The sequence below is a fragment of the Vibrio sp. Isolate34 genome (genome assembly GCF_022397915.1).
Taxonomy (GTDB): domain Bacteria; phylum Pseudomonadota; class Gammaproteobacteria; order Enterobacterales; family Vibrionaceae; genus Vibrio.
In genome coordinates, this window is the sequence record NZ_JAKEUO010000018.1 from 1 (window position 1) to 21357 (window position 21357).

General features: G+C 44.2%; 18 protein-coding genes, 1 tRNA gene and 1 rRNA gene. 11 read left to right on the top strand and 9 right to left on the bottom strand.

Annotation, left to right across the window (positions count from 1 at the left end):
• From L1D22_RS17275 to L1D22_RS17290, 4 genes are all read right to left on the bottom strand, one after another.
• Positions 1-738 (bottom strand): 16S ribosomal RNA (locus L1D22_RS17275); the annotation flags it as partial.
• A gap of 1480 nt (positions 739-2218) precedes the next feature.
• Positions 2219-3472, bottom strand: a complete 1254-nt coding sequence (locus L1D22_RS17280; protein WP_239830677.1) for an HD-GYP domain-containing protein — start codon at positions 3470-3472, stop codon at positions 2219-2221.
• Between the two features lie 83 nt (positions 3473-3555).
• Entirely contained in the window at positions 3556-3963 is a 408-nt protein-coding gene (locus L1D22_RS17285; RefSeq protein WP_239830678.1) for a VOC family protein, read from the bottom strand.
• 476 nt (positions 3964-4439) lie between these two features.
• Positions 4440-4524, bottom strand: a tRNA-Leu gene (locus L1D22_RS17290).
• A 196-nt stretch (positions 4525-4720) separates the two neighbouring features.
• Between L1D22_RS17290 and L1D22_RS17295 the strand changes: the two genes are divergently transcribed.
• Complete coding sequence (locus L1D22_RS17295) at positions 4721-5197, top strand: RDD family protein (RefSeq protein ID WP_176680475.1); 477 nt, start codon at positions 4721-4723, stop codon at positions 5195-5197.
• 63 nt (positions 5198-5260) lie between these two features.
• Here the strand turns inward: L1D22_RS17295 and lptG are convergent, their stop codons facing one another.
• The gene (gene lptG / locus L1D22_RS17300; protein WP_239830679.1) at positions 5261-6331 is read right to left on the bottom strand and encodes an LPS export ABC transporter permease LptG; all 1071 of its coding nucleotides are present in this window, start codon (positions 6329-6331) and stop codon (positions 5261-5263) included.
• 3 nt (positions 6332-6334) lie between these two features.
• Positions 6335-7435, bottom strand: coding sequence for an LPS export ABC transporter permease LptF (gene lptF, locus L1D22_RS17305; RefSeq protein ID WP_032498526.1), 1101 nt, complete (start codon positions 7433-7435; stop codon positions 6335-6337).
• 192 nt (positions 7436-7627) lie between these two features.
• Here lptF and pepA point away from each other — a divergent pair, with 192 nt between their 5' ends.
• From pepA to L1D22_RS17330, 5 genes are all read left to right on the top strand, one after another.
• Positions 7628-9148, top strand: a complete 1521-nt coding sequence (pepA, locus tag L1D22_RS17310) for a leucyl aminopeptidase (RefSeq protein ID WP_017633033.1) — start codon at positions 7628-7630, stop codon at positions 9146-9148.
• Positions 9149-9247: 99 nt separating this feature from the next.
• Positions 9248-9697 carry a DNA polymerase III subunit chi gene (locus tag L1D22_RS17315; protein WP_239830680.1) on the top strand — a complete coding sequence of 150 codons (450 nt, stop codon included), beginning with the start codon at positions 9248-9250 and terminating at the stop codon, positions 9695-9697.
• A gap of 102 nt (positions 9698-9799) precedes the next feature.
• The gene (locus tag L1D22_RS17320; protein WP_239830681.1) at positions 9800-12688 is read left to right on the top strand and encodes a valine--tRNA ligase; all 2889 of its coding nucleotides are present in this window, start codon (positions 9800-9802) and stop codon (positions 12686-12688) included.
• 218 nt (positions 12689-12906) lie between these two features.
• Positions 12907-13311 carry a DUF2061 domain-containing protein gene (locus L1D22_RS17325; RefSeq protein ID WP_239830682.1) on the top strand — a complete coding sequence of 135 codons (405 nt, stop codon included), beginning with the start codon at positions 12907-12909 and terminating at the stop codon, positions 13309-13311.
• A gap of 47 nt (positions 13312-13358) precedes the next feature.
• Positions 13359-13853, top strand: a complete 495-nt coding sequence (locus L1D22_RS17330; RefSeq protein ID WP_239830683.1) for a GNAT family N-acetyltransferase — start codon at positions 13359-13361, stop codon at positions 13851-13853.
• 24 nt (positions 13854-13877) lie between these two features.
• On the opposite strand, the gene L1D22_RS17335 is transcribed toward L1D22_RS17330, so the two are convergent.
• Together L1D22_RS17335 and rraB are read right to left on the bottom strand one after the other, a co-directional pair.
• Positions 13878-14672 carry a hypothetical protein gene (locus L1D22_RS17335; RefSeq protein WP_239830684.1) on the bottom strand — a complete coding sequence of 265 codons (795 nt, stop codon included), beginning with the start codon at positions 14670-14672 and terminating at the stop codon, positions 13878-13880.
• Positions 14673-14797: 125 nt separating this feature from the next.
• Entirely contained in the window at positions 14798-15214 is a 417-nt protein-coding gene (gene rraB, locus L1D22_RS17340; protein WP_017633027.1) for a ribonuclease E inhibitor RraB, read from the bottom strand.
• A gap of 576 nt (positions 15215-15790) precedes the next feature.
• On the opposite strand from rraB, the gene arcA reads away from it, so the two are divergent.
• The 5 genes from arcA (at position 15791) to L1D22_RS17365 (ending at position 20387) form a co-directional block, all read left to right on the top strand.
• Positions 15791-17011 carry an arginine deiminase gene (gene arcA / locus L1D22_RS17345; RefSeq protein ID WP_017632293.1) on the top strand — a complete coding sequence of 407 codons (1221 nt, stop codon included), beginning with the start codon at positions 15791-15793 and terminating at the stop codon, positions 17009-17011.
• Between the two features lie 155 nt (positions 17012-17166).
• Positions 17167-18171, top strand: coding sequence for an ornithine carbamoyltransferase (locus L1D22_RS17350; RefSeq protein WP_239830685.1), 1005 nt, complete (start codon positions 17167-17169; stop codon positions 18169-18171).
• A gap of 287 nt (positions 18172-18458) precedes the next feature.
• Complete coding sequence (gene pyrB, locus L1D22_RS17355) at positions 18459-19388, top strand: aspartate carbamoyltransferase (RefSeq protein WP_132764310.1); 930 nt, start codon at positions 18459-18461, stop codon at positions 19386-19388.
• A gap of 12 nt (positions 19389-19400) precedes the next feature.
• Positions 19401-19862 carry an aspartate carbamoyltransferase regulatory subunit gene (gene pyrI / locus L1D22_RS17360; protein ID WP_017632290.1) on the top strand — a complete coding sequence of 154 codons (462 nt, stop codon included), beginning with the start codon at positions 19401-19403 and terminating at the stop codon, positions 19860-19862.
• Between the two features lie 135 nt (positions 19863-19997).
• Positions 19998-20387: a RidA family protein gene (locus L1D22_RS17365; RefSeq protein ID WP_009847729.1), complete on the top strand. Its 390-nt coding sequence runs from the start codon at positions 19998-20000 to the stop codon at positions 20385-20387.
• Positions 20388-20494: 107 nt separating this feature from the next.
• Here L1D22_RS17365 and L1D22_RS17370 read toward each other — a convergent pair whose 3' ends face one another.
• Positions 20495-21220 (bottom strand): 1-acylglycerol-3-phosphate O-acyltransferase, encoded by a 726-nt coding sequence (locus L1D22_RS17370; RefSeq protein ID WP_050652139.1) that lies wholly within the window; start codon positions 21218-21220, stop codon positions 20495-20497.
• Positions 21221-21357 lie beyond the last annotated feature (137 nt).

Genomic DNA, 21357 nt, shown 5'->3' on the forward strand with positions numbered 1-21357 from the left:
CCACCACTGGTATTCCTTCAGATCTCTACGCATTTCACCGCTACACCTGAAATTCTACCCCCCTCTACAGTACTCTAGTTCACCAGTTTCAAATGCAGTTCCGAGGTTGAGCCCCGGGCTTTCACATCTGACTTAATGAACCACCTGCATGCGCTTTACGCCCAGTAATTCCGATTAACGCTCGCACCCTCCGTATTACCGCGGCTGCTGGCACGGAGTTAGCCGGTGCTTCTTCTGTTGCTAACGTCAAGAGATGCCGCTATTAACGACACCCCCTTCCTCACAACTGAAAGTACTTTACAACCCGAAGGCCTTCTTCATACACGCGGCATGGCTGCATCAGGCTTTCGCCCATTGTGCAATATTCCCCACTGCTGCCTCCCGTAGGAGTCTGGACCGTGTCTCAGTTCCAGTGTGGCTGATCATCCTCTCAGACCAGCTAGGGATCGTCGCCTTGGTGAGCCATTACCTCACCAACTAGCTAATCCCACCTAGGCAYATCTTGACGCGAGAGGCCCGAAGGTCCCCCTCTTTGGCCCGTAGGCATTATGCGGTATTAGCCATCGTTTCCAATGGTTATCCCCCACATCAAGGCAATTTCCTAGGCATTACTCACCCGTCCGCCGCTCGACGCCCATTAACGCACCCGAAGGATTGTTAGTGTCGTTTCCGCTCGACTTGCATGTGTTAGGCCTGCCGCCAGCGTTCAATCTGAGCCATGATCAAACTCTTCAATTTAAGATTTTGTGACTCAACGAATACTGACTTCAAAACTAATATTCTAAACATGAACATGTAATTCTAAAGCTATTACCATTCTGTTGGAATGGTAATAGCTTTAGAATTACATGTTCATGTTTACATGAATATTAGTTTTGAAGTCAGTATTCGTTGAGTCACACAATCTTAAATTGAAGAGATTGATCATGGCTCAGATTGNCCTCTTCTTTGGCCCGTAGGCATTATGCGGTATTAGCCATCGTTTCCAATGGTTATCCCCCACATCAAGGCAATTTCCTAGGCATTACTCACCCGTCCGCCGCTCGACGCCCATTAACGCACCCGAAGGATTGTTAGTGTCGTTTCCGCTCGACTTGCATGTGTTAGGCCTGCCGCCAGCGTTCAATCTGAGCCATGATCAAACTCTTCAATTTAAGATTTTGTGACTCAACGAATACTGACTTCAAAACTAATATTTACCGCTCTTTCGAAAAAGAACAGAAACATGTAATTCTAAAGCTATTACCCCTCTCTTCTTAAATAAATAGGAACAGAATGGTAATGAATTGACTGTGCCAAATAACCTCTCTCTCTATAAAGAAAGTAGTTATTTGTATTGGTCACTCAGTTCATTGAAATCATTGTGTTACCGAAGTAACTGTCATTACCTAAGTAATAACGTTTTGATATTCATCAACGAGTGCCCACACAGATTGATAGGTTTAAATTGTTAAAGAGCTTTGCTTTCAGTGCCTTAGCACTTAAGCAGGACGCGTATAATACGCTTTCTACTTTGAAAGTCAACATAAAATACTAAGAAAACTTAGAACTCTATGGTGACTCTACTTAGTAGACAAAGTCGAACTTTTTGTCTTCACTTTTAAAAAGTGAAAATAAATTTGTAGCCTGNAAAGAACAGAAACATGTAATTATTCTAAAGCTATTACCCCTCTCTTCTTAAATAAATAGGAACAGAATGGTAATGAATTGACTGTGCCAAATAACCTCTCTCTCTATAAAGAAAGTAGTTATTTGTATTGGTCACTCAGTTCATTGAAATCATTGTGTTACCGAAGTAACTGTCATTACCTAAGTAATAACGTTTTGATATTCATCAACGAGTGCCCACACAGATTGATAGGTTTAAATTGTTAAAGAGCTTCTCTTCGTTGTGACTTACATCACTTCGGAAGAGGCGGCCATTCTAGCGACTTAATCCTCAGTGTCAAACACTTATTTGGAATTAATTTCTACTTTCTAAAAGTAGGAGCGAATAATCACTCAAAGCTAGTTGCCTTCACTAACATTCTGCGCTGAAGCCTTGTGGCGTCTGCCGTGTCAGTGAGGCGGCATTATAGAGATGCCGCTCTTATTGGCAAGCATTAAATGCGTTTTTTATTGAAAAAAGAGGTTAAGCGAAGACATTTCCACCAAGGGCTTATTTATACCATTTTCACCCCAAGTTTCGAACAAATTACCCACAACACCTTGTGGATAACTACTCTCCGTTATCAAAAAAGTAAGATAAACGAGCTCTTGGGTTTAGATACTCTCTCACTTGTTCCGGTAATTTACTTGGATGAACGGCATTGACGATTTTTATCTCTTTAATAAAGAGGTCAATAATCGGGGCTTGGGTTCTTGGCACGCTAGGATCATAGATAAGCACGTTCGGATAAAGCATATGCTTGGCATTAACAGATATCACAATCCCAATCGAATCATTTGAAAGCTGTACTACCGTTCCTGGCGGGTACACTCCCATAAACTTGACCAGTAAACTCAAGTTGTCCTGACTATATAGATGCTTGCAACTCTTATATAAGTGAGACAATGCCAGATACGGGATCATTTGTTGAGATTGTGTTTTGCCATGGCAAAGGTTATCAAATGCATTAGCCACTGCCACTATCTTGGCAAATTCATCTATCTCATCTTCTTTTAAGCCTTCAGGATAACCAGAACCATCATTCATCTCATGATGTTGAGCAATCACCTTTTTGGCCCTTTCAGGAAAGTCATCAATTGTTGAGACAATATCTGCACCATATTTAGTGTGAAGCTTTAAGTAATTCTCTTCTGGTACCGTAAGGGCACTCTGTTTTCTTAATATAGCGACTGGTATTTTGATTTTGCCTACATCGTGGAACAATGCTGCGAAGGAAAGATCTTTTAATTGCTGCGTATTGAAACCTTTCGCTTTACCTATCATCAGCGCGACAACAGAAACATTCAGTGTATGAAAATAGATGTCTTCAAAATCAGCTTTAGCATTCATAAGGTGCAAGGTGACGTTATCATCGCTTACTAATGTTTCGACAATGTCATCAACCAGAGCTTTAACCTCCCCTACGGCATCTAAAGGTCGATTACGGATCTTGGTCATCACAGAACGCATGCGAGCCAGTGAACGTTCGAACTCTTTCTCGCAAGGACTCACTCTGCGACGATAAGAGCTTAGAGTTTCGATACGTTCATGCTTATCTTTCCACATCCTTTCCGCTTCAAGGTTTACTTGTAAATCAGCATCGGCTTCTTGCTCAATCACATGGTTAGCAGGTAGAGGGGATGTATCGCTTTGATTCAAGTTTATATAGACGTGCTTAATCCCAAGATGTCGAATTACCTTTACTTGGGTGTCATCTTTGATTTTAAAACTGTTGAATAAAAATGGGTGTTCATTCCATTTTACGGGGAGTCGTATATGCAGACCGGGCTGAATGCGATCTACGGTAATCTTTATGCTGCCCATTTTTATATATAATATTGATTAATAATCTCTATTTATAATTCTAATAAAACCAAGCAGCAATTTCACTATCCAATTTCACAGGTTCAATTTAAAGAATCGCAATGCACCATCCAGCGTATCCCAAACTTATCTTCAACTTTACCAAACCGAGCGCCCCAAAAAGTGTCCGCTAACGGCGTCATTACACGTCCATCTTGCTTTAGCTTTTCAAAGATTTGCTCTTGAGTCGCGGTGTCTTCAGTAACAAGAGAGAGCGCAAGGTTGTTCCCTTCGAGTTCTTTTGCCTTTACACCATCAGACATCATGAGCTTCATGCCAAATGCTTCGAACTCAGCATGCATAACCCAATCAGGTTGAGCTCCCTCTATTACCTGTGGTGCATCACTAAAGAGTTGCCTCGATAAAACAACACCGCCAAAACACTTATGATAAAAATCCAACGCTTCACTACAACGACCACCAAAAAACAAGTAAGGGGTTACTGTCAGCATATCTTTCTCCTCTGTTATTTATTTAAACATAGACAATAGAAGAAGGAATGACAGGTAACAGTATGATTTAAGATGATTAATTTATTAGGAAATGAAATTACGAAGGGAAACTGCGAGATTTAGGAATAAAACAATAGGATCTGACTGATTAGACAGGCATTCCTGCCGCTACCACGAAGGCAACGCTTTCCAGACTCCAGATACAACAAAGCCCCGACATGAGTCGAGGCTTTATCATTTAAATATGGTACCAGTAGGCGACTTGACTGGGCTTTCATCCAAGCCGACACGCTGGGTTTCAAATTCACAAACGCCCAAAACGACGAAAGGCCGCTATAAAAGCGACCTTTCTATATATGGTACCGGTTTAGGCGGACTGATTGGACAGGCATTCCTGCCGCTACCGCGAAGGCAACGCTTTCCGAACTCCAGATACAACAAAGCCCCAACTTTCGTTGAGGCTCTATCTTTAAATATGGTACCGGTAGGCGGACTTGAACCGCCACGCCCGAAGGCAACGGATTTTGAATCCGTCGTGTATACCAATTTCACCATACCGGCATTATCTTGGGGGCATTGCCCTGTCGATGTTTGGCATTATACGTATGCGAACTGATGTGGCAAGTATAAAAACTTGAATTCATGTGTGTTTGCCGATAATTTCGCCACTAAGTCATAAGCTGTGCGTCATGTCTCTTTTCAGGCCAAGCCTTAAACTATATTCTGACGCCTCAATTTTTAAAGAAGTAATAACACCATGACATCAACAAACACTCTGCCACCAGCTGGGGTAATGCGCCGATTTGGTGCCTTGTTCTATGACGCCCTTATCGTAATAGCTATTGAGATGATGGCGGCTGGCGTCATTGTTGCTCTGCTACACGCACTCATGGCTCTTGGCGTTTTCAATCATAGTGGGTATGCCGATGTTAGTGACTTCTTAACTAACCACCCTATTTGGAGCCCTGCTTACACTTTTTACCTAGTAGTGGTTTGGGTGTACTTCTTTGTGTTCTTCTGGACAAGAGCAGGCCAAACACTGGGGATGCGAGCTTGGAAACTACGAGTTCAAAACAAAGATGGTTCTGCGATTACAATCACTCAAGCACTTATCCGCTTAGGCACTTCAGGTTTTGGATTAGCAAACCTATGTGTTCCATTCGACCCTCAAAAACGTGGCTTCCACGATATCTGGGCGAAGACGGAAGTGGTCGTGTTACCGAAAGCTCGATAACACCATTATTCGAAATCCAAACAAGATCAAAAAAGGAAGGCGTTATGCCTTCCTTTTTTCTATCTACAGTTTTCGCCTCAAGAGCATGATGGCAATTCCAAGGAACACCACGCTCGGGGCGATTGCGCCAAAGGCGGGCGGTATCTGATAAACCAAACTCACAGGGCCAAAAAACTCACTGGATATATAGAAGGTAAAGCCAGCAATAACACCTGACAGTATTCTCGCCCCCATGGTCACACTACGCAAAGGACCAAAGATAAACGACAGTGCCATCAGCATCATAACCGCGATCGAAATTGGCTGAGTTATCTTCCTCCACAATGCCAGTTCATAACGTGATGCATCTTGCTCCGACGCTTTAAGGTAGGAAACATAATCATACAAACCACTTAAAGAGAGCTCTTCTGGCTTAACCGTTACAATCGCAAGCTTATCTGGAGCTAGTGATGTTTTCCAAGTGTATGTTGGCAAATTCTCTTTCGTTATCTGCAGTTCATTTTCAAAAGAAGTAACAACAACATCTTTCATCGTCCAAACGTTGTCTCCAACGTAATCCACTTCTTTAGAATAGATAGCGGTTTTCAGAGCCTTATTTTCATCAAAGCGCCACATGTTCATGCCATATAGCTTGTCATCGTCGATTTTGACAATAAAGATGAAATCATTGGCATCACGAGCCCAGACACCGCTTTGCGTGGAGATGATATTCCCTCCTGCAATCGATATGGTTCTTAAGTCACGAGCCATCTTTTGCGCTTGAGGTGCACCCCATTGCCCTAATAGCGTCACCACTATCATTAATGGAATCGCTGTCTTAAGTACCGAGAAACCGATATCAAGTTTAGAGAAACCCGCCGCCTGCATGACTACCAACTCAGAGCTCGCCGCAAGCATCCCCAATCCGATCAATGCACCAAGCAAAGCTGCCATTGGGAAAAACATTTCGATATCACGTGGGATACTTAACAAAACAAAGTACAGAGCTTGAAGCAGATCGTAGGTACCACGACCAACTTTTCTCAGCTGCTCTACATACTTGATGATCCCTGAAAGGCCAACAAACGTCACCAGAACAAGTGACGTGGTTGCGATGATGGTTCTGCCTATATATAAATCGAGAATCTTAAACACGGCTTAAGCCAACCTCTTATTCTTGAATTTTTCTTTCAAACGCCTTACTGGCACGCTATCCATAAAGTTTGCACCAATCGCGACAATTAACAACAATGCATTGATTGGCCACATGCCGACTACCGCAGGGATACTGCCCTCTTCTATTGCTGATTTGGTTGCACTGATTGCCAAGAAGTAGGTCAGATAAATCAAAATCGCAGGACCAATCTTAGCGAAACGCCCCTGCCTTGGGTTTACCGCCGAGAGTGGCACAACAAGCATGGTCAACAACGGAATACAGAGTACCAATGAAATACGCCATTGCAATTCAGCTTTTGCGCTATTGTTTGGGTTACCAACAAGGTCAAGTGTCGGAATCGCTTCCCAATCTCGACCTTTCTTCTCCACTTCTCGCTGACCAATCAAGCCTTCATACTCTTCGAAGTGTGTCACCATATAGTCAAGACGAGTTGGAACGCCTTCATGACGAGTACCATCGTACATCACGATGACTTGGCGGCCATCGCTGAGCTCTTTTACATCACCCGACTTCGAGTACATCACACTTGGAAGCACTGAATCACGTGGGCGCATTTGAGCAACGAACACGTTTTCTAGCTTATTCCCATCAATATCATCGATGAACACCACAGACGAACCATCTGGCGTTCCTTCAAATTTACCCTTTGGTAGCAAATCAACACTGTTCTCTGCTGCCACTTCCTCATACATCTGTTCAACCTTGTCTTGCGACCAAGGTGATAACCAGAATGAGTTAAAAGCGGCAACCGATGCAGTAATCAAAGCTAAGTACAATGCCGATTGAATCAGGAATTTGTTACCTATACCGGTCGCGTTCATGACCACTATTTCACTTTCAGCGTAAAGACGACCAAAAGTGAGCAAAATACCAATATAGATACTGAGCGGAAGCATCAATAAGCCCATCGCTGGCATATTTAGACTAACGATCGACAAGATTAGACTCGCAGGGATAGCACCATCAGAGGCGTCCGCTAACACACTGATGAATTTTTGGCTGAGAAACACGAGAAAGAGAACAAAAAAGATCGCAAATTGGCTCTTGATTGTCTCGCGGATCAAATATCTAACAATAATCACGCTCAAATTACCTATACAAAACTTGTTTTTTTGATTGAATCACTATAATTTCCCGTTGAACCTTTTATTTTTTTAAATTTTTAGCTAAGTGTTAGCGTTCTTCTTTAAGGTTAGTTCCATTATAGGATCCAACAAGTAAGAACCCATTATCTAACATTTAGTTCGATTTGTCTTCAGGATGTAGGAGTACGCATGGAGTTCAGTGTAAAAAGTGGCAGCCCAGAGAAACAGCGCAGCGCATGTATCGTTGTCGGTGTATTCGAACCGCGCCGCCTTTCTCCAGTAGCCGAGCAATTAGATAAGATTAGCGATGGCTACATTAGTTCACTGCTTCGTCGCGGTGATCTAGAGGGTAAACCTGGCCAGATGCTACTACTGCATCAAGTACCTGGTGTACTTTCAGAACGTGTTCTACTTGTAGGCTGTGGTAAAGAACGTGAGCTAGGCGAGCGTCAATACAAAGAAATTATTCAAAAAACCATCAGCACACTAAACGAAACAGGTTCTATGGAAGCAGTATGTTTCCTTACAGAACTTCACGTTAAAGGCCGCGACACTTACTGGAAAGTTCGCCAAGCGGTAGAAGCGACTAAAGATGGTCTTTACACATTCGACCAATTCAAGAGCAACAAGCCAGAGACTCGTCGCCCACTACGTAAATTGGTATTCAACGTACCAACACGTCGCGAGCTAAGCCTTGGTGAAAAAGCGATCTCTCACGGTCTTGCTATTGCTTCTGGTGTTAAAGCGTCGAAAGATCTTGGCAACATGCCACCAAACATTGCTAACCCAGCATACCTTGCCTCTCAAGCTCGTCGCCTAGCTGACGATTTCGAAACCGTAACGACTAAGATCATCGGTGAAGAAGAGATGGAAAAACTGGGCATGACTTCTTACCTAGCGGTAGGTCGTGGCTCTAAGAACGAATCTATGATGTCTATCATGGAGTACAAAGGCGCACCTGATTCAGATGCAAAACCGATTGTACTAGTTGGTAAAGGCCTTACGTTCGATTCAGGCGGTATCTCACTTAAGCCTGGTGAAGGCATGGATGAGATGAAGTACGACATGTGTGGTGCGGCGTCTGTATTCGGTACAATGAAAGCATTGGCGAAACTTAACTTGCCAATCAACGTTGTCGGTATTCTAGCGGGTTGTGAAAACATGCCTGGTAGCAATGCTTACCGCCCAGGTGACATCCTAACGACTATGTCAGGCCAAACAGTTGAAGTGTTAAACACTGATGCTGAAGGTCGCTTGGTTCTTTGTGATGCGCTAACTTACGTTGAGCGTTTCGAACCAGATTGCGTAGTTGACGTTGCAACGCTAACAGGCGCGTGTGTTATTGCTCTAGGTCACCACATCAGTGGCGTTCTATCAAACCACAACCCACTGTCTCACGAACTTGTGAATGCTTCAGAGCAAGCAAGTGACCGTGCATGGCGTCTACCAATGGCAGACGAGTACCACGAGCAGCTAAACAGCCCATTCGCAGACATGGCGAACATCGGCGGCCGCCCTGGCGGTACTATCACTGCTGGTTGCTTCCTGTCTAAGTTCACTAAGAAATACCACTGGGCTCACCTGGATATCGCAGGTACAGCTTGGAAATCTGGTGCGGCGAAAGGCTCGACAGGTCGTCCTGTCTCAATGCTAGTCCAATTCTTATTGAACCGCAGCGGCCATGAGACTGAAGAGCAATCTTCAAAATAATGAAAAGGGCCTACGGGCCCTTTTTTAATAAGCGCTATTTGTCTGAGTCAATTGGCCCAGTAAGATAAATAGCCACGATTTTCAGTTCGAGTATTAAGCATGCAGACAGCTACGTTTTACATAGTGTCATCAGATAGCCCGCAAGCCAGTGAAGAAGGTTTTGCTCACTATGTGCTGTTTCTTACTCAGCACTTTGCGAAACAAGGCGCTAAACTTTACCTCAACTGTAATGACAAAGAACATGCCGAGCGTATTGCAGAGATTTTCTGGCAAGTTGAACCCAGTGAATTTATTGCGCACAACTTAGTTGGCGAAGGTCCGAAATATTCAACCAACATTGAGATTGGTTACCAAGGTGTAAAGCATAATTGGAATCGTCAGCTAGTAATTAATCTGGCCGATAATCATACAACCTTTGCGAACGCCTTTGCTCAGGTGATAGACTTCGTTCCTTGCGAAGAAAAAGCTAAGCAACTCGCTCGAGAAAGGTATAAAATTTACCGTCAGGCTGGATATCAGCTACAAACTATCGAGATTCAACATCCATAGTCAAACCTCATAGTTAAAGCTATCTTTGGATTTAGATTCAAGAAGCTTCACTTATGAAGTTTGACCACGATTAACCATTCACAGTATCCGTTTAAGAGCACTATGGAAAAGACATACAACCCAACATCAATCGAACAAGCTCTGTATCAGGCTTGGGAAGAGAAAGGCTACTTTAAGCCACACGGTGACACATCAAAAGAAGCTTACAGCATCATGATCCCGCCACCGAACGTCACTGGCAGCCTGCACATGGGTCACGCGTTCCAAGATACGATCATGGATACGCTTATCCGTGCTCAACGTATGAAAGGCAAAAACACGCTTTGGCAAGTGGGTACTGACCACGCTGGTATCGCAACTCAAATGGTTGTTGAGCGTAAGATTGCTGCTGAAGAAGGCAAAACAAAACACGACTACGGCCGTGAAGCTTTCATCGACAAGATCTGGGAATGGAAAGGCGAATCAGGTGGCACAATCACTCAACAACTTCGTCGTCTTGGTGCATCTGTAGACTGGGATCGTGAGCGATTCACTATGGATGACGGCCTATCGGCTGCGACTCAAGAAGTGTTTGTTCGTCTGTACGAAGAAGACCTAATCTACCGTGGTAAGCGTCTAGTAAACTGGGATCCTAAACTGCACACTGCGATTTCTGATCTTGAAGTTGAAAACAAAGACAAAAAAGGCTTCATGTGGCACTTCCGCTACCCACTAGCGAACGGTGTTAAAACAGCGGATGGCAAAGACTACATTGTTGTTGCTACTACTCGTCCAGAAACCATGCTTGGTGATACTGGCGTAGCCGTAAACCCAGAAGATCCACGTTACAAAGATCTTATCGGTAAAGAGATCCTGCTTCCTGTTGTTAACCGTCTTATCCCTATCGTAGGCGATGAGCACGCAGACATGGAAAAAGGTACAGGTTGTGTGAAGATCACACCTGCTCACGACTTTAACGATTACGAAGTTGGTAAACGCAACAACCTACCAATGATCAACATCCTAACGTTCAACGCTGATATCCGTGATGCTGCTGAAGTATTCACAACCAACGGCGAAGAAAGCGATGTTTACTCAACAGATATCCCTGCTAAGTACCAAGGCATGGAGCGCTTTGCTGCTCGTAAAGCTATCGTTGCTGAATTCGAAGAACTTGGTCTTCTTGAAGAGATCAAAGATCACGACCTAACCGTACCTTACGGCGACCGTGGTGGTGTCGTTATCGAACCAATGCTGACTGACCAATGGTACGTACGTACAGCGCCTCTTGCTGAACCAGCTGTTAAAGCCGTTGAAGATGGTCAAATCCAGTTTGTGCCTAAGCAGTACGAAAACATGTACTTCGCGTGGATGCGTGACGTGCAAGACTGGTGTATCTCTCGCCAACTTTGGTGGGGTCACCGTATCCCAGCATGGTACGACAACGATGGTAAAGTTTACGTAGGTCGCACTGAAGAAGAAGTTCGTGAAAAGAACAACCTAGCGCCTGTTGTTGTACTTAAGCAAGACGACGACGTACTAGACACTTGGTTCTCTTCTGCACTTTGGACTTTCGGCACGCAAGGCTGGCCTGAAGACACTGAAGCACTGAAAACATTCCACCCATCTGAAGTACTAGTATCGGGTTTTGATATTATCTTCTTCTGGGTTGCTCGTATGATCATGATGACCATGCACTTCGTGAAAGACGAAGATGGTAAGGCTCAAGTACCTTTCAAAACGGTTTACATGACGGGCCTTATCCGTGATGAAAACGGCGACAAGATGTCTAAGTCGAAGGGTAACGTACTTGACCCAATCGATATGATCGACGGCATCGGCCTTGAAGAGCTCGTAGAGAAGCGTTGTGGCAACATGATGCAACCTAAACTAGCTGCTAAAATCGAAAAAGCAACACGTAAGACTTTCGAAAACGGTATCGAACCATACGGTACTGACGCACTGCGTTTCACTCTTGCTGCTATGGCTTCAACAGGCCGTGACATCAACTGGGACATGAAGCGTCTTGAAGGTTACCGTAACTTCTGTAACAAGCTATGGAACGCAAGCCGTTACGTACTGATGAATACAGAAGAGCACGATTGTGGCATGTCACTGTCTGCTGAAGACCGTGCAAACATGGAATTCTCTCTAGCGGATAAATGGATTGAATCTCAATTTGAAGTTGCAGCGAAAGAGTTTAATGCTCACCTAGACAACTACCGTCTAGACATGGCAGCAAACACGCTTTACGAATTCATCTGGAACCAATTCTGTGACTGGTACCTAGAGCTAACTAAACCTGTTCTTTGGAAAGGTACTGAAGCTCAGCAACAAGCGACTCGTTACACGCTTATCACGGTTCTAGAGAAGACTCTGCGTCTTGCTCACCCTGTTCTTCCTTACATCACTGAATCTATCTGGCAGAGCGTTATCCCGCTGATCGACGGCGTTGAAGGCCCTGACGCAGAAGAAAGAACAATCATGACTCAAGCGCTTCCTCAGTTTAACGAAGATAACTTCAATGCAGAGATCGTTGAAGACATCGAGTGGGTTAAGACTTTCATCACAGCTATCCGTAACCTACGTGCGGAATACGACATTGCACCAAGCCAAGGCTTAGAAGTAATGATCAAAGTCGCTGATGAGAAAGATGCTGCTCGTATCGAAGCAAACAAGATCGTTCTTAACTCTCTAGCTAAACTAGACGACATCAAAGTTCTAGCAGACGGCGAAGAGACTCCAGCTTGTGCAACTAAACTGGTTGGCAAATCTGAGCTGATGATCCCAATGGCGGGTCTTATCGACAAAGATGCAGAGCTTGCTCGTCTAGATAAAGAAGTAGCTAAGACTCACGGTGAGATTAAGCGTATCGAAGGTAAGCTAGGTAACGAAGGTTTCGTTGCTAAAGCACCAGAAGCAGTTATCGCGAAAGAGCGTGAGAAGCTTGAAGGCTACCAAGAGACGCTTGTTAAGCTTGAAGAGCAAAAAGCAACCATCGCTGCTCTTTAAAACTGAATGAACGAGGAGGCTTCGACCCTCTCGCTCTAGATAAAAAGGTTGGCCTTCATGGTCAGCCTTTTTTGTGCCCTAAGTTCCGGTCCAGTCACATCACTCCAGTTTATTGATAGCTTTTGCCTATCAAAACAATCTTAACTACCCATTAGCTTTAATGATAATAATTCTCAATAATAGCTCTATCGAAACAACACAACGACTGAGTAATTATCATGAAAAAGACACTAACCTTTGCTGCATTACATTTTACTATCGCATTTAGTGTCGCTTACGTACTAACAGGCGACATCTTAATTGGTAGCTTAATCGCTATGATTGAGCCTTCTGTGAATACCGTCGCCTTCTATTTTCATGAAAAGGCGTGGGCTCAAGTTCCAGCACTTAAAGCTCGTCAATGGATGACAAAGTTAAAAACAGCAAGCTTTGCGACCATTCACTTTAGTGTTGCCTTTACCGTAGTCTACTTGTTGACTGGCGATGCATTCATCGGCGGCGTGATGGCTTTGCTTGAGCCAACTTTAAATACAGTTGCTTACTACTTCCACGAGAAAGTCTGGTTACGAAAAGCTGACAACCAAATGGCACAACAACAATTCTGTTTGCACCAACATGCTTAGTCACCATATATTGGGTCACATATTAGTGACCCTTTCATAGGTAGAGCATGGAACAAATTGCTGAGTTCACCCTTAGAGCCATTACACCGCAAGACAACCCAAACATCGCACAAGTCATTCGCCAAGTTTCGGCTGAACATGGACTGACCGAAGATAAAGGCTATGGCGTGGCCGATCCAACACTCGATGATATGTATTCTGTCTATAGCCAAGCGAATGCAATGTACTGGGTGATCGAATATCAAGGTGAAGTAGTAGGTGGGGGTGGTTTTGCGCCATTAGCAGGCCGACCAGACGTGTGTGAGCTACAGAAAATGTACTTCTTACCACAAACCCGAGGGCAAGGTTTGGCAAAACGTATCGTAGCTCAAAGCCTAACACTGGCTAAGCAGCTTGGTTACCAGCACATGTATTTGGAAACAACGGAATGCTTGGGAGCTGCAATAAAACTCTATGAGAAACTGAAGTTTGAACACCTTAATTCAGCTTGGGGAGAAACGGGCCATGATGCTTGTGAAGTTGTCATGGCCAAAGCGTTATAAGTATCAGACGCCAATTGCTAGCTTTTAACGTAAAAAGTTACTCACGCAAGACGCTGGATTTAAGGCTACGAAAGAGCTCTCTTTCTGGCCATCAAGTTCAACTTCTAACTGGTATAAGTGCTTAGGGTTAGGCTTCTCGAGGTTAAATACCATGGGAGCCTCCACCTGAAACACAACACCGGTATGCTCAGCTCGCACATCTATCGGCATCACGAGTGTCATGCCGTTGAACTTAATTGATGCGGATACCAAACCTGCTTTTAGCGTCTGATAAATCACATCCACTTTAAACTCACAGCCACCACCGTGGTGCCAGATCTGCTCAGTGACAACTTGTTCTAGTTTGACGTTTCGAACGAACTGCAGGTACGGTGCTTGCCAAATCCCGATGCGTGAATCAGATTTAGCGATAGCCTGTGAAGATATAGACTCATCCATATCTTCCTCCAGTAACAGGCTCTCCTCTTCTTCAAGGAACAGGATCTCAAAACGGTTTCGGCCAGACTGCATATAAGGGCGGATATCTTTGCGATATTCAGCTTGGCTACCATCGCAATCAAACACGGCAACGCCATTCAGTCGCACTTCAGCAAAGTAATCGACACCCGCTACGACCAACTCAACGAACGGGCACGCCAACATAGCATCATCAACTTCAATGTCATGCATCAGGTGCCACTCTTGCTCTGCGATTTCATCTTCACTTAAGCTATCAGGGAGCTTTGAGCTTAATGGAGCAGGAAAGGTAATGTCATCTTGTGGGATAGAGAGATCCGTCAGTGGCGAAATTTGCCAAAGACCATCGAGAAGTAACCGCATATCATTCCTTGAGCCAGATCAATTTTGACCGCATTATAATGAATGAATGCATTTAAAGACATTTATTTTTCTGAGGATAAAAAAATGCCAGCTCTAGGCTGGCATTCTTTCAAACTGGGAAGAAATTACTCTTCGCCTTCATCATCTTCGTCAGGGTAGATAGCATCTTCACCTTCGTAGTAAGTGCCCCAACCGTCGTAGATAATGTCGAACTTCTCTGCAAGGTTCACAAGCTTCTCAACTTGCGCATCGATCGCTTCAGCATCTAGAGCTGACTGCATGGTTGCATCACAGCAAAGTAGCTTGTTGCCATCTTCGTCTTCTGTCTCTTCAGCTTCAAGCACTTCAAAGCCCATTTTGAATGCTTCAACAACTGCTTTCTCAAGCACTTCGAAATCTTCAGCAAATAGGTGATGCTCGATATCGTATAGAGCTTCAGGATCGCTACCATCTTCAATTAGTGCTGCAATGATGTCGCGAGTCTCTTCCTTTTGAAATTCAATTAATTCCGCTACTGATAGATATTCATCTTCGTGAGACATGTGTCTGCTCCAGAGTGTTGACTATGAAAAGATCAAATTTGATTGCCACGAAATATGGCACGGATCGTCCAGAAAAGCCACCCAGATCAGGCCTAGAAAGGTAAGTTTATCGCTAGATAGCGGGGACAAGATCAATTCAAAAGTGAAATCAAAATCACAGAAACAAATTTTCAACATTTTATTAACTGGCGTCTGTTTTAGCATTTCATCTTTATTGTCGCTTCAAGCGTATTTGAATAGAAATTGCGTGCTTAGTCACCACAGATGCATACGATGAACTGGTTTTGAGATGCATAAAACCTCAAGTTGCTTTCAAAAAGTGCATAATAGTGAATAAAAAATCATTAATAATAAGCAAAATAGATTTCAGGCAGGCTGCAGATAGAGCATAGATCCGCAAAAATGTTGTTCCATGCCAAACGTATTCAATTAGAATTTAACACCTATTTTCTATTTAAAAATGGTTTTTAGCTCGGATAATTTCAAAAATACTTCACTTTTACACGAGCTCTAAAACTTGCATATTACAATCAAGCTTGTCATAAATAGACGCTGGATTAAAAGTAAGGATGCAAAATGAGTAAGCTGTACGTTGGCTCCGAAGTCGGTCAATTAAGACGAGTTCTCCTAAATCGACCTGAAAGAGCACTCACCCACCTCACCCCTTCTAACTGTCATGACCTTCTCTTTGATGATGTGTTGGCTGTGGAAGCTGCTGGTGAAGAACACGATGCCTTTGCAGAGACACTGCGTAGTCAAGACGTAGAAGTACTACTGCTACACGACTTGCTTGTCGAAACGCTTGCCGTACCTCAGGCTCGTGAATGGCTGCTGAATACTCAAATCTCAGATTTTCGTTATGGTCCGACTTTTGCCCGTGACTTAAGAAGCTATCTTGCTCAAATGGATAATGAGCATCTAGCAACTATCTTACTCGGCGGCTTGGCTTATTCTGAGCTTCCAATCAAATCATCGTCGATGCTACCTAAGATGCATCGCCCACTTGATTTCGTTATCGAACCACTGCCGAACCACCTATTCACGCGTGATACCTCGTGCTGGGTTTATGGCGGTGTGTCGCTGAACCCAATGATGAAACCGGCTCGTCAACGTGAAACGAACCACCTGCGTGCTATCTACCGCTGGCATCCTGTGTTCGCCGGTCAAGATTTCATTAAGTACTTTGGTGATGAAGACCTTCACTACGACAACGCCAATATTGAAGGCGGTGACGTACTGGTTATCGGTAAAGGCGCGGTACTGGTTGGTATCTCTGAGCGTACCAAGCCACAAGGTGTCGAAAACCTAGCGGCTAGCTTGTTCCGTTCGGGTCAAGCAACCGAAGTGATTGCTATCGATTTACCAAAACACCGCTCTTGTATGCACCTTGATACGGTGATGACACACATGGATATCGACACTTTCTCTGTCTACCCTGAGATTGTTCGCAAAGATCTCGACACTTGGCGCCTAACACCTAAAGAAAATGGCGAGATGCGCGTAGAGAAAGCGGAAAACTACCTGTCAGCAATTGAAGGAGCTCTAGGCCTTGATCAGCTGAAGATCATCACGACTGGCGGTGACAACTACGAGGCTGAACGCGAGCAGTGGAATGACGCTAACAACGTACTGACTGTCAAACCGGGTACCGTTATCGGTTATGAACGCAATGTGTACACCAACGAGAAGTACGACAAAGCGGGGATCGAAGTTCTGACGATTCCAGGCAACGAATTAGGTCGTGGTCGTGGTGGCGCTCGTTGTATGAGTTGTCCTATCGAAAGAGACGGCATCTAAGCTGATAATTCAATAGAACAAGCACAGTTACTTATCTAGGCCAGTACCATCGTACTGGCCTTTTTTATCAAATAAATAAAATAAATATTCACAAATATAACATTTTTATGTTTAACTAAGTTCTTCATTGATTCTATATACGCAAGGAGCGAAAGATGGCCTTTAATCTTCGCAATCGTAACTTTCTAAAACTACTCGACTTTACTCCTAAAGAGATTCAGTTTTTACTCGACCTGTCAGCTGACCTAAAAAAAGCTAAGTATGCAGGTACTGAGCAGAAGAAGCTTACTGGTAAAAACATCGCTTTGATCTTTGAAAAGGCATCAACACGAACTCGATGTGCGTTTGAAGTCGCCGCTTTTGATCAAGGCGCTCAAGTATCTTACTTAGGCCCTTCGGGCTCTCAGGTCGGTCAAAAAGAATCAATGAAAGATACTGCACGCGTATTAGGCCGTATGTACGATGGCATCGAGTACCGTGGCTTTGGTCAGAGCATCGTCGAAGACCTTGGCGCTTATGCTGGTGTCCCAGTGTGGAATGGCCTTACTGATGAATTTCACCCAACTCAGATCTTGGCTGACTTCCTGACCATGCACGAACATGGTCGCGGTAAACACCTACACCAGATCAGCTTTGCTTACCTAGGCGATGCGCGTAACAACATGGGTAACTCACTGTTAGTCGGTGCTGCGAAAATGGGCATGGATATTCGCCTTGTCGCGCCAAAAGCCTTTTGGCCAGAAGAACAACTTGTCGAAGAGTGCCAAGCCATTGCACAAAACACTGGTGCCAAAATCACGCTAACCGAAGACGTTGCTGAAGGCGTGAAAGGTTGTGATTTCCTATACACCGACGTTTGGGTTTCAATGGGTGAAGCCCCTGAAGCTTGGGACGAACGTGTAGCAGTAATGAAACCATACCAAGTGAATATGGATGTCATTAAGCTGACTGGCAACCCTCAAGTGAAATTCATGCACTGCCTACCCGCTTTCCATAACAATGAAACAGTGATTGGTCAGCAAGTCGCAGACAAGTATGGAATGAACGGCTTGGAAGTGACTGACGAAGTGTTTGAATCTGACTACTCGATTGTATTTGATGAAGCTGAAAATCGCATGCACACCATCAAGGCAGTTATGGTCGCGACTCTTGGTCAATAGACAATAATGAAAGTAAACAAAAGCTTGATGTAATCGCTTGCGCTCACAAATTGAAAGCGTATAATTCTCGGCAATTTGTCTGAGAGTAGTGAAAATGACGCCAAGCAATGTTGTGATAAAACATAATGATATTGTGATAACACATAATAAAATTGTGAAAACACCTAATATTGCTCGCAAGCTAGCATGCTTGCCAGGCCGTCTATTCTGCTTTTCAGCACTTTTTTAAAGCCTCCCATTATGGGGGGCTTTTTTATGGCCAATACATTATTGTGGGGAAGAAGATCATGGCGAATTCGCTCTATCAAAAGCACATCATCTCAATTCCAGAGCTTTCTCGTGAAGAGCTAGAATTAATTGTTCAAACGGCAGGTCAACTTAAAGCTGAACCAAACCCAGAACTCATCAAGAACAAAGTTGTTGCCAGCTGCTTCTTCGAACCTTCAACACGAACTCGTCTCTCTTTTGAAACTGCGATTCAACGCATCGGTGGTGATGTGATTGGTTTCGACAGTGGCGGTAATACTTCACTGGCGAAGAAAGGTGAAACGCTAGCAGACTCAGTGCAGGTTATCTCTTCATACGTTGATGCTTACGTAATGCGCCACCCTCAAGAAGGTGCAGCACGCCTAGCTTCTGAATTCTCTAACGGCGTACCGGTTATTAATGCCGGTGACGGTGCAAACCAACACCCAACGCAAACGCTATTAGACCTGTTCTCTATCGCTGAAACACAAGGCCGCCTAGATAACCTTAACGTGGCATTCGTTGGTGACCTTAAGTACGGCCGTACAGTTCACTCTCTGACTCAAGCACTCGCGAAATTCGACAACATCTGTTTCTACTTTGTGGCGCCAGAAGCGTTGGCGATGCCTGACTACATTTGTGAAGAGCTTGATGAAGCGGGTATCAAGTATCAACTACTGACCGACATGGAAGATGTGATTCCTGAGTTGGATGTTTTGTACATGACTCGAGTTCAAAAAGAGCGCTTTGATGAGTCGGAATACGCGCACATCAAATCAGCGTACATCCTAACGGCTGCACTTCTAGAAAACGCACGTGATAACCTGAAGGTTCTACACCCCCTTCCTCGCGTTGACGAAATTACTATCGATGTAGATAAAACACCTTACGCTTACTACTTCCAGCAAGCCGAGAACGGTGTTTACGCGCGTGAAGCATTACTAGCCCTTGTTCTTAACGAAACGCTGTAGAGGAGAGATATCATGTCTAAAGAGACTCAATTAAAAGTTGAAGCAATCAGAAACGGTACTGTTATCGACCACATCCCAGCGAACATCGGGATCAAGGTGCTAAAACTGTTCGACATGCACAACTCTCACCAGCGTGTGACGATTGGCCTAAATCTGCCTTCATCGGCACTAGGTGGCAAAGACCTGCTTAAGATTGAGAATGTGTTTATCACAGAAGAACAAGCGAGCAAGCTGGCGCTTTACGCACCTCACGCGACAGTGAACCAAATCGAAGATTACGAAGTGGTTAAGAAGTTAGCCTTAGAACTTCCAGAGCAAATCAACGATGTGTTCGAGTGTCCAAACACTAACTGCATTACACATAACGAGCCTGTTGAAAGTAGCTTTAAGATCTTTGAAAAGAAAGAAGATATTCGATTGAAGTGTAAGTACTGCGAAAAAGTTTTCTCTCGCGAAATCGTGACAGAAAGATAACGTCATACGGCAACCCGTTTGAACGCAAAAACTATCAAATACCTCGCCTGTGCGGGGTATTTTGCGCTTTACCTAGCCTAAGTTTGAGGGCACACTGAAAAACGATTTTTATCTAATAACTGATGGAATAAACTAATGACTAAAGTACTTCACACAGAATCTGCTCCAGCTGCAATCGGCCCATACGTACAAGGTGTTGACCTTGGCAACATGGTACTGACTTCTGGTCAAATCCCAGTAAACCCAGCAACTGGTGAAGTATCTGCGGATATCGCAGTGCAAGCTCGCCAATCTCTAGACAACGTTCAAGCGGTTGTTGAAGCTTCAGGCCTGACTGTAAAAGACATCGTAAAACTAACGGTATTCGTTAAAGACCTAAACGACTTCGGCACAGTAAACGAAGTTTACGGCAAATTCTTCGATGAGCACGGCGTTGCAAACTACCCTGCACGTTCATGTGTTGAAGTAGCTCGTCTGCCAAAAGATGTAGGTATCGAGATCGAAGCTATTGCGGTTCGCAAATAGTCTTTCTGAATCTAAAATAAACGTCTGAGCATAAAGCTGAGCGTTTAGCTGATACAAAAAAGGTTGCCCTATTGGCAACCTTTTTTATTGTTCGTCGTTTTGCTCAATTACTTCTTGTTAAGCTCAACCACCTCTTTGTCTAGCTCTTCAAGTTTCGCAGCCATTTGCTCACGAGCTAAGTTAGCCAGTTCACGAACGTTAGACTTATCAAAACCTTCAGTGCTGATAGGTGGCAGCATCTCAACAATCACATGACCATTGTTCCAACGGTTTAGCTTCACGCCACCAGTTGAGCTACACACGATAGGAATAATCGGCAAGCCAGCGCCAATTGCAGCGTGGAAAGCACCCGTTTTGAATGGCAACAAACCACGGCCACGAGAACGCGTCCCTTCAGGGAACATCCATACTGAAACGTCGCTCTCTTTTAGGCTAGTCACTACCTGATCAATGGTACCCACCGCTTTACTGCGGTTAGCACGGTCAATAAGGATATTACCCGTCAGCCAGTAAAGCTGACCAAATAGTGGCATCCACACGAGGCTCTTCTTACCAACCGTCACAACTTTAGGCGTTACCGCTGATGAAATCGTGAATAGATCCCAGCTGTTCTGGTGGTTCGCCACATAAACATGTTGGCCACGAGAATAAGCATCTTCTGGGATACGAAGTTCTAACTTCATGCCGAAAATTTTCGACATACGGCCGAAGTAACGGCCGAAGGTAAATACGTGTTTCGGATTACGTGGGCTCAGTAAACAGTAACCACACCCAAATACAAACATAAGAATCGCAAATATCGCCACTGCGAAAATACGTAATATTGCTATCATTTTGTTCCTCACCAACCACTAAGCGGATTAATCTATTCGCACAAACACTGGCAATAGATTCACTTGCGGTAAATACAACTATAAAAAAGCCGAAACCAAGGTTCCGACTTTTGTGTTTTCATCTTACTGATTCATGA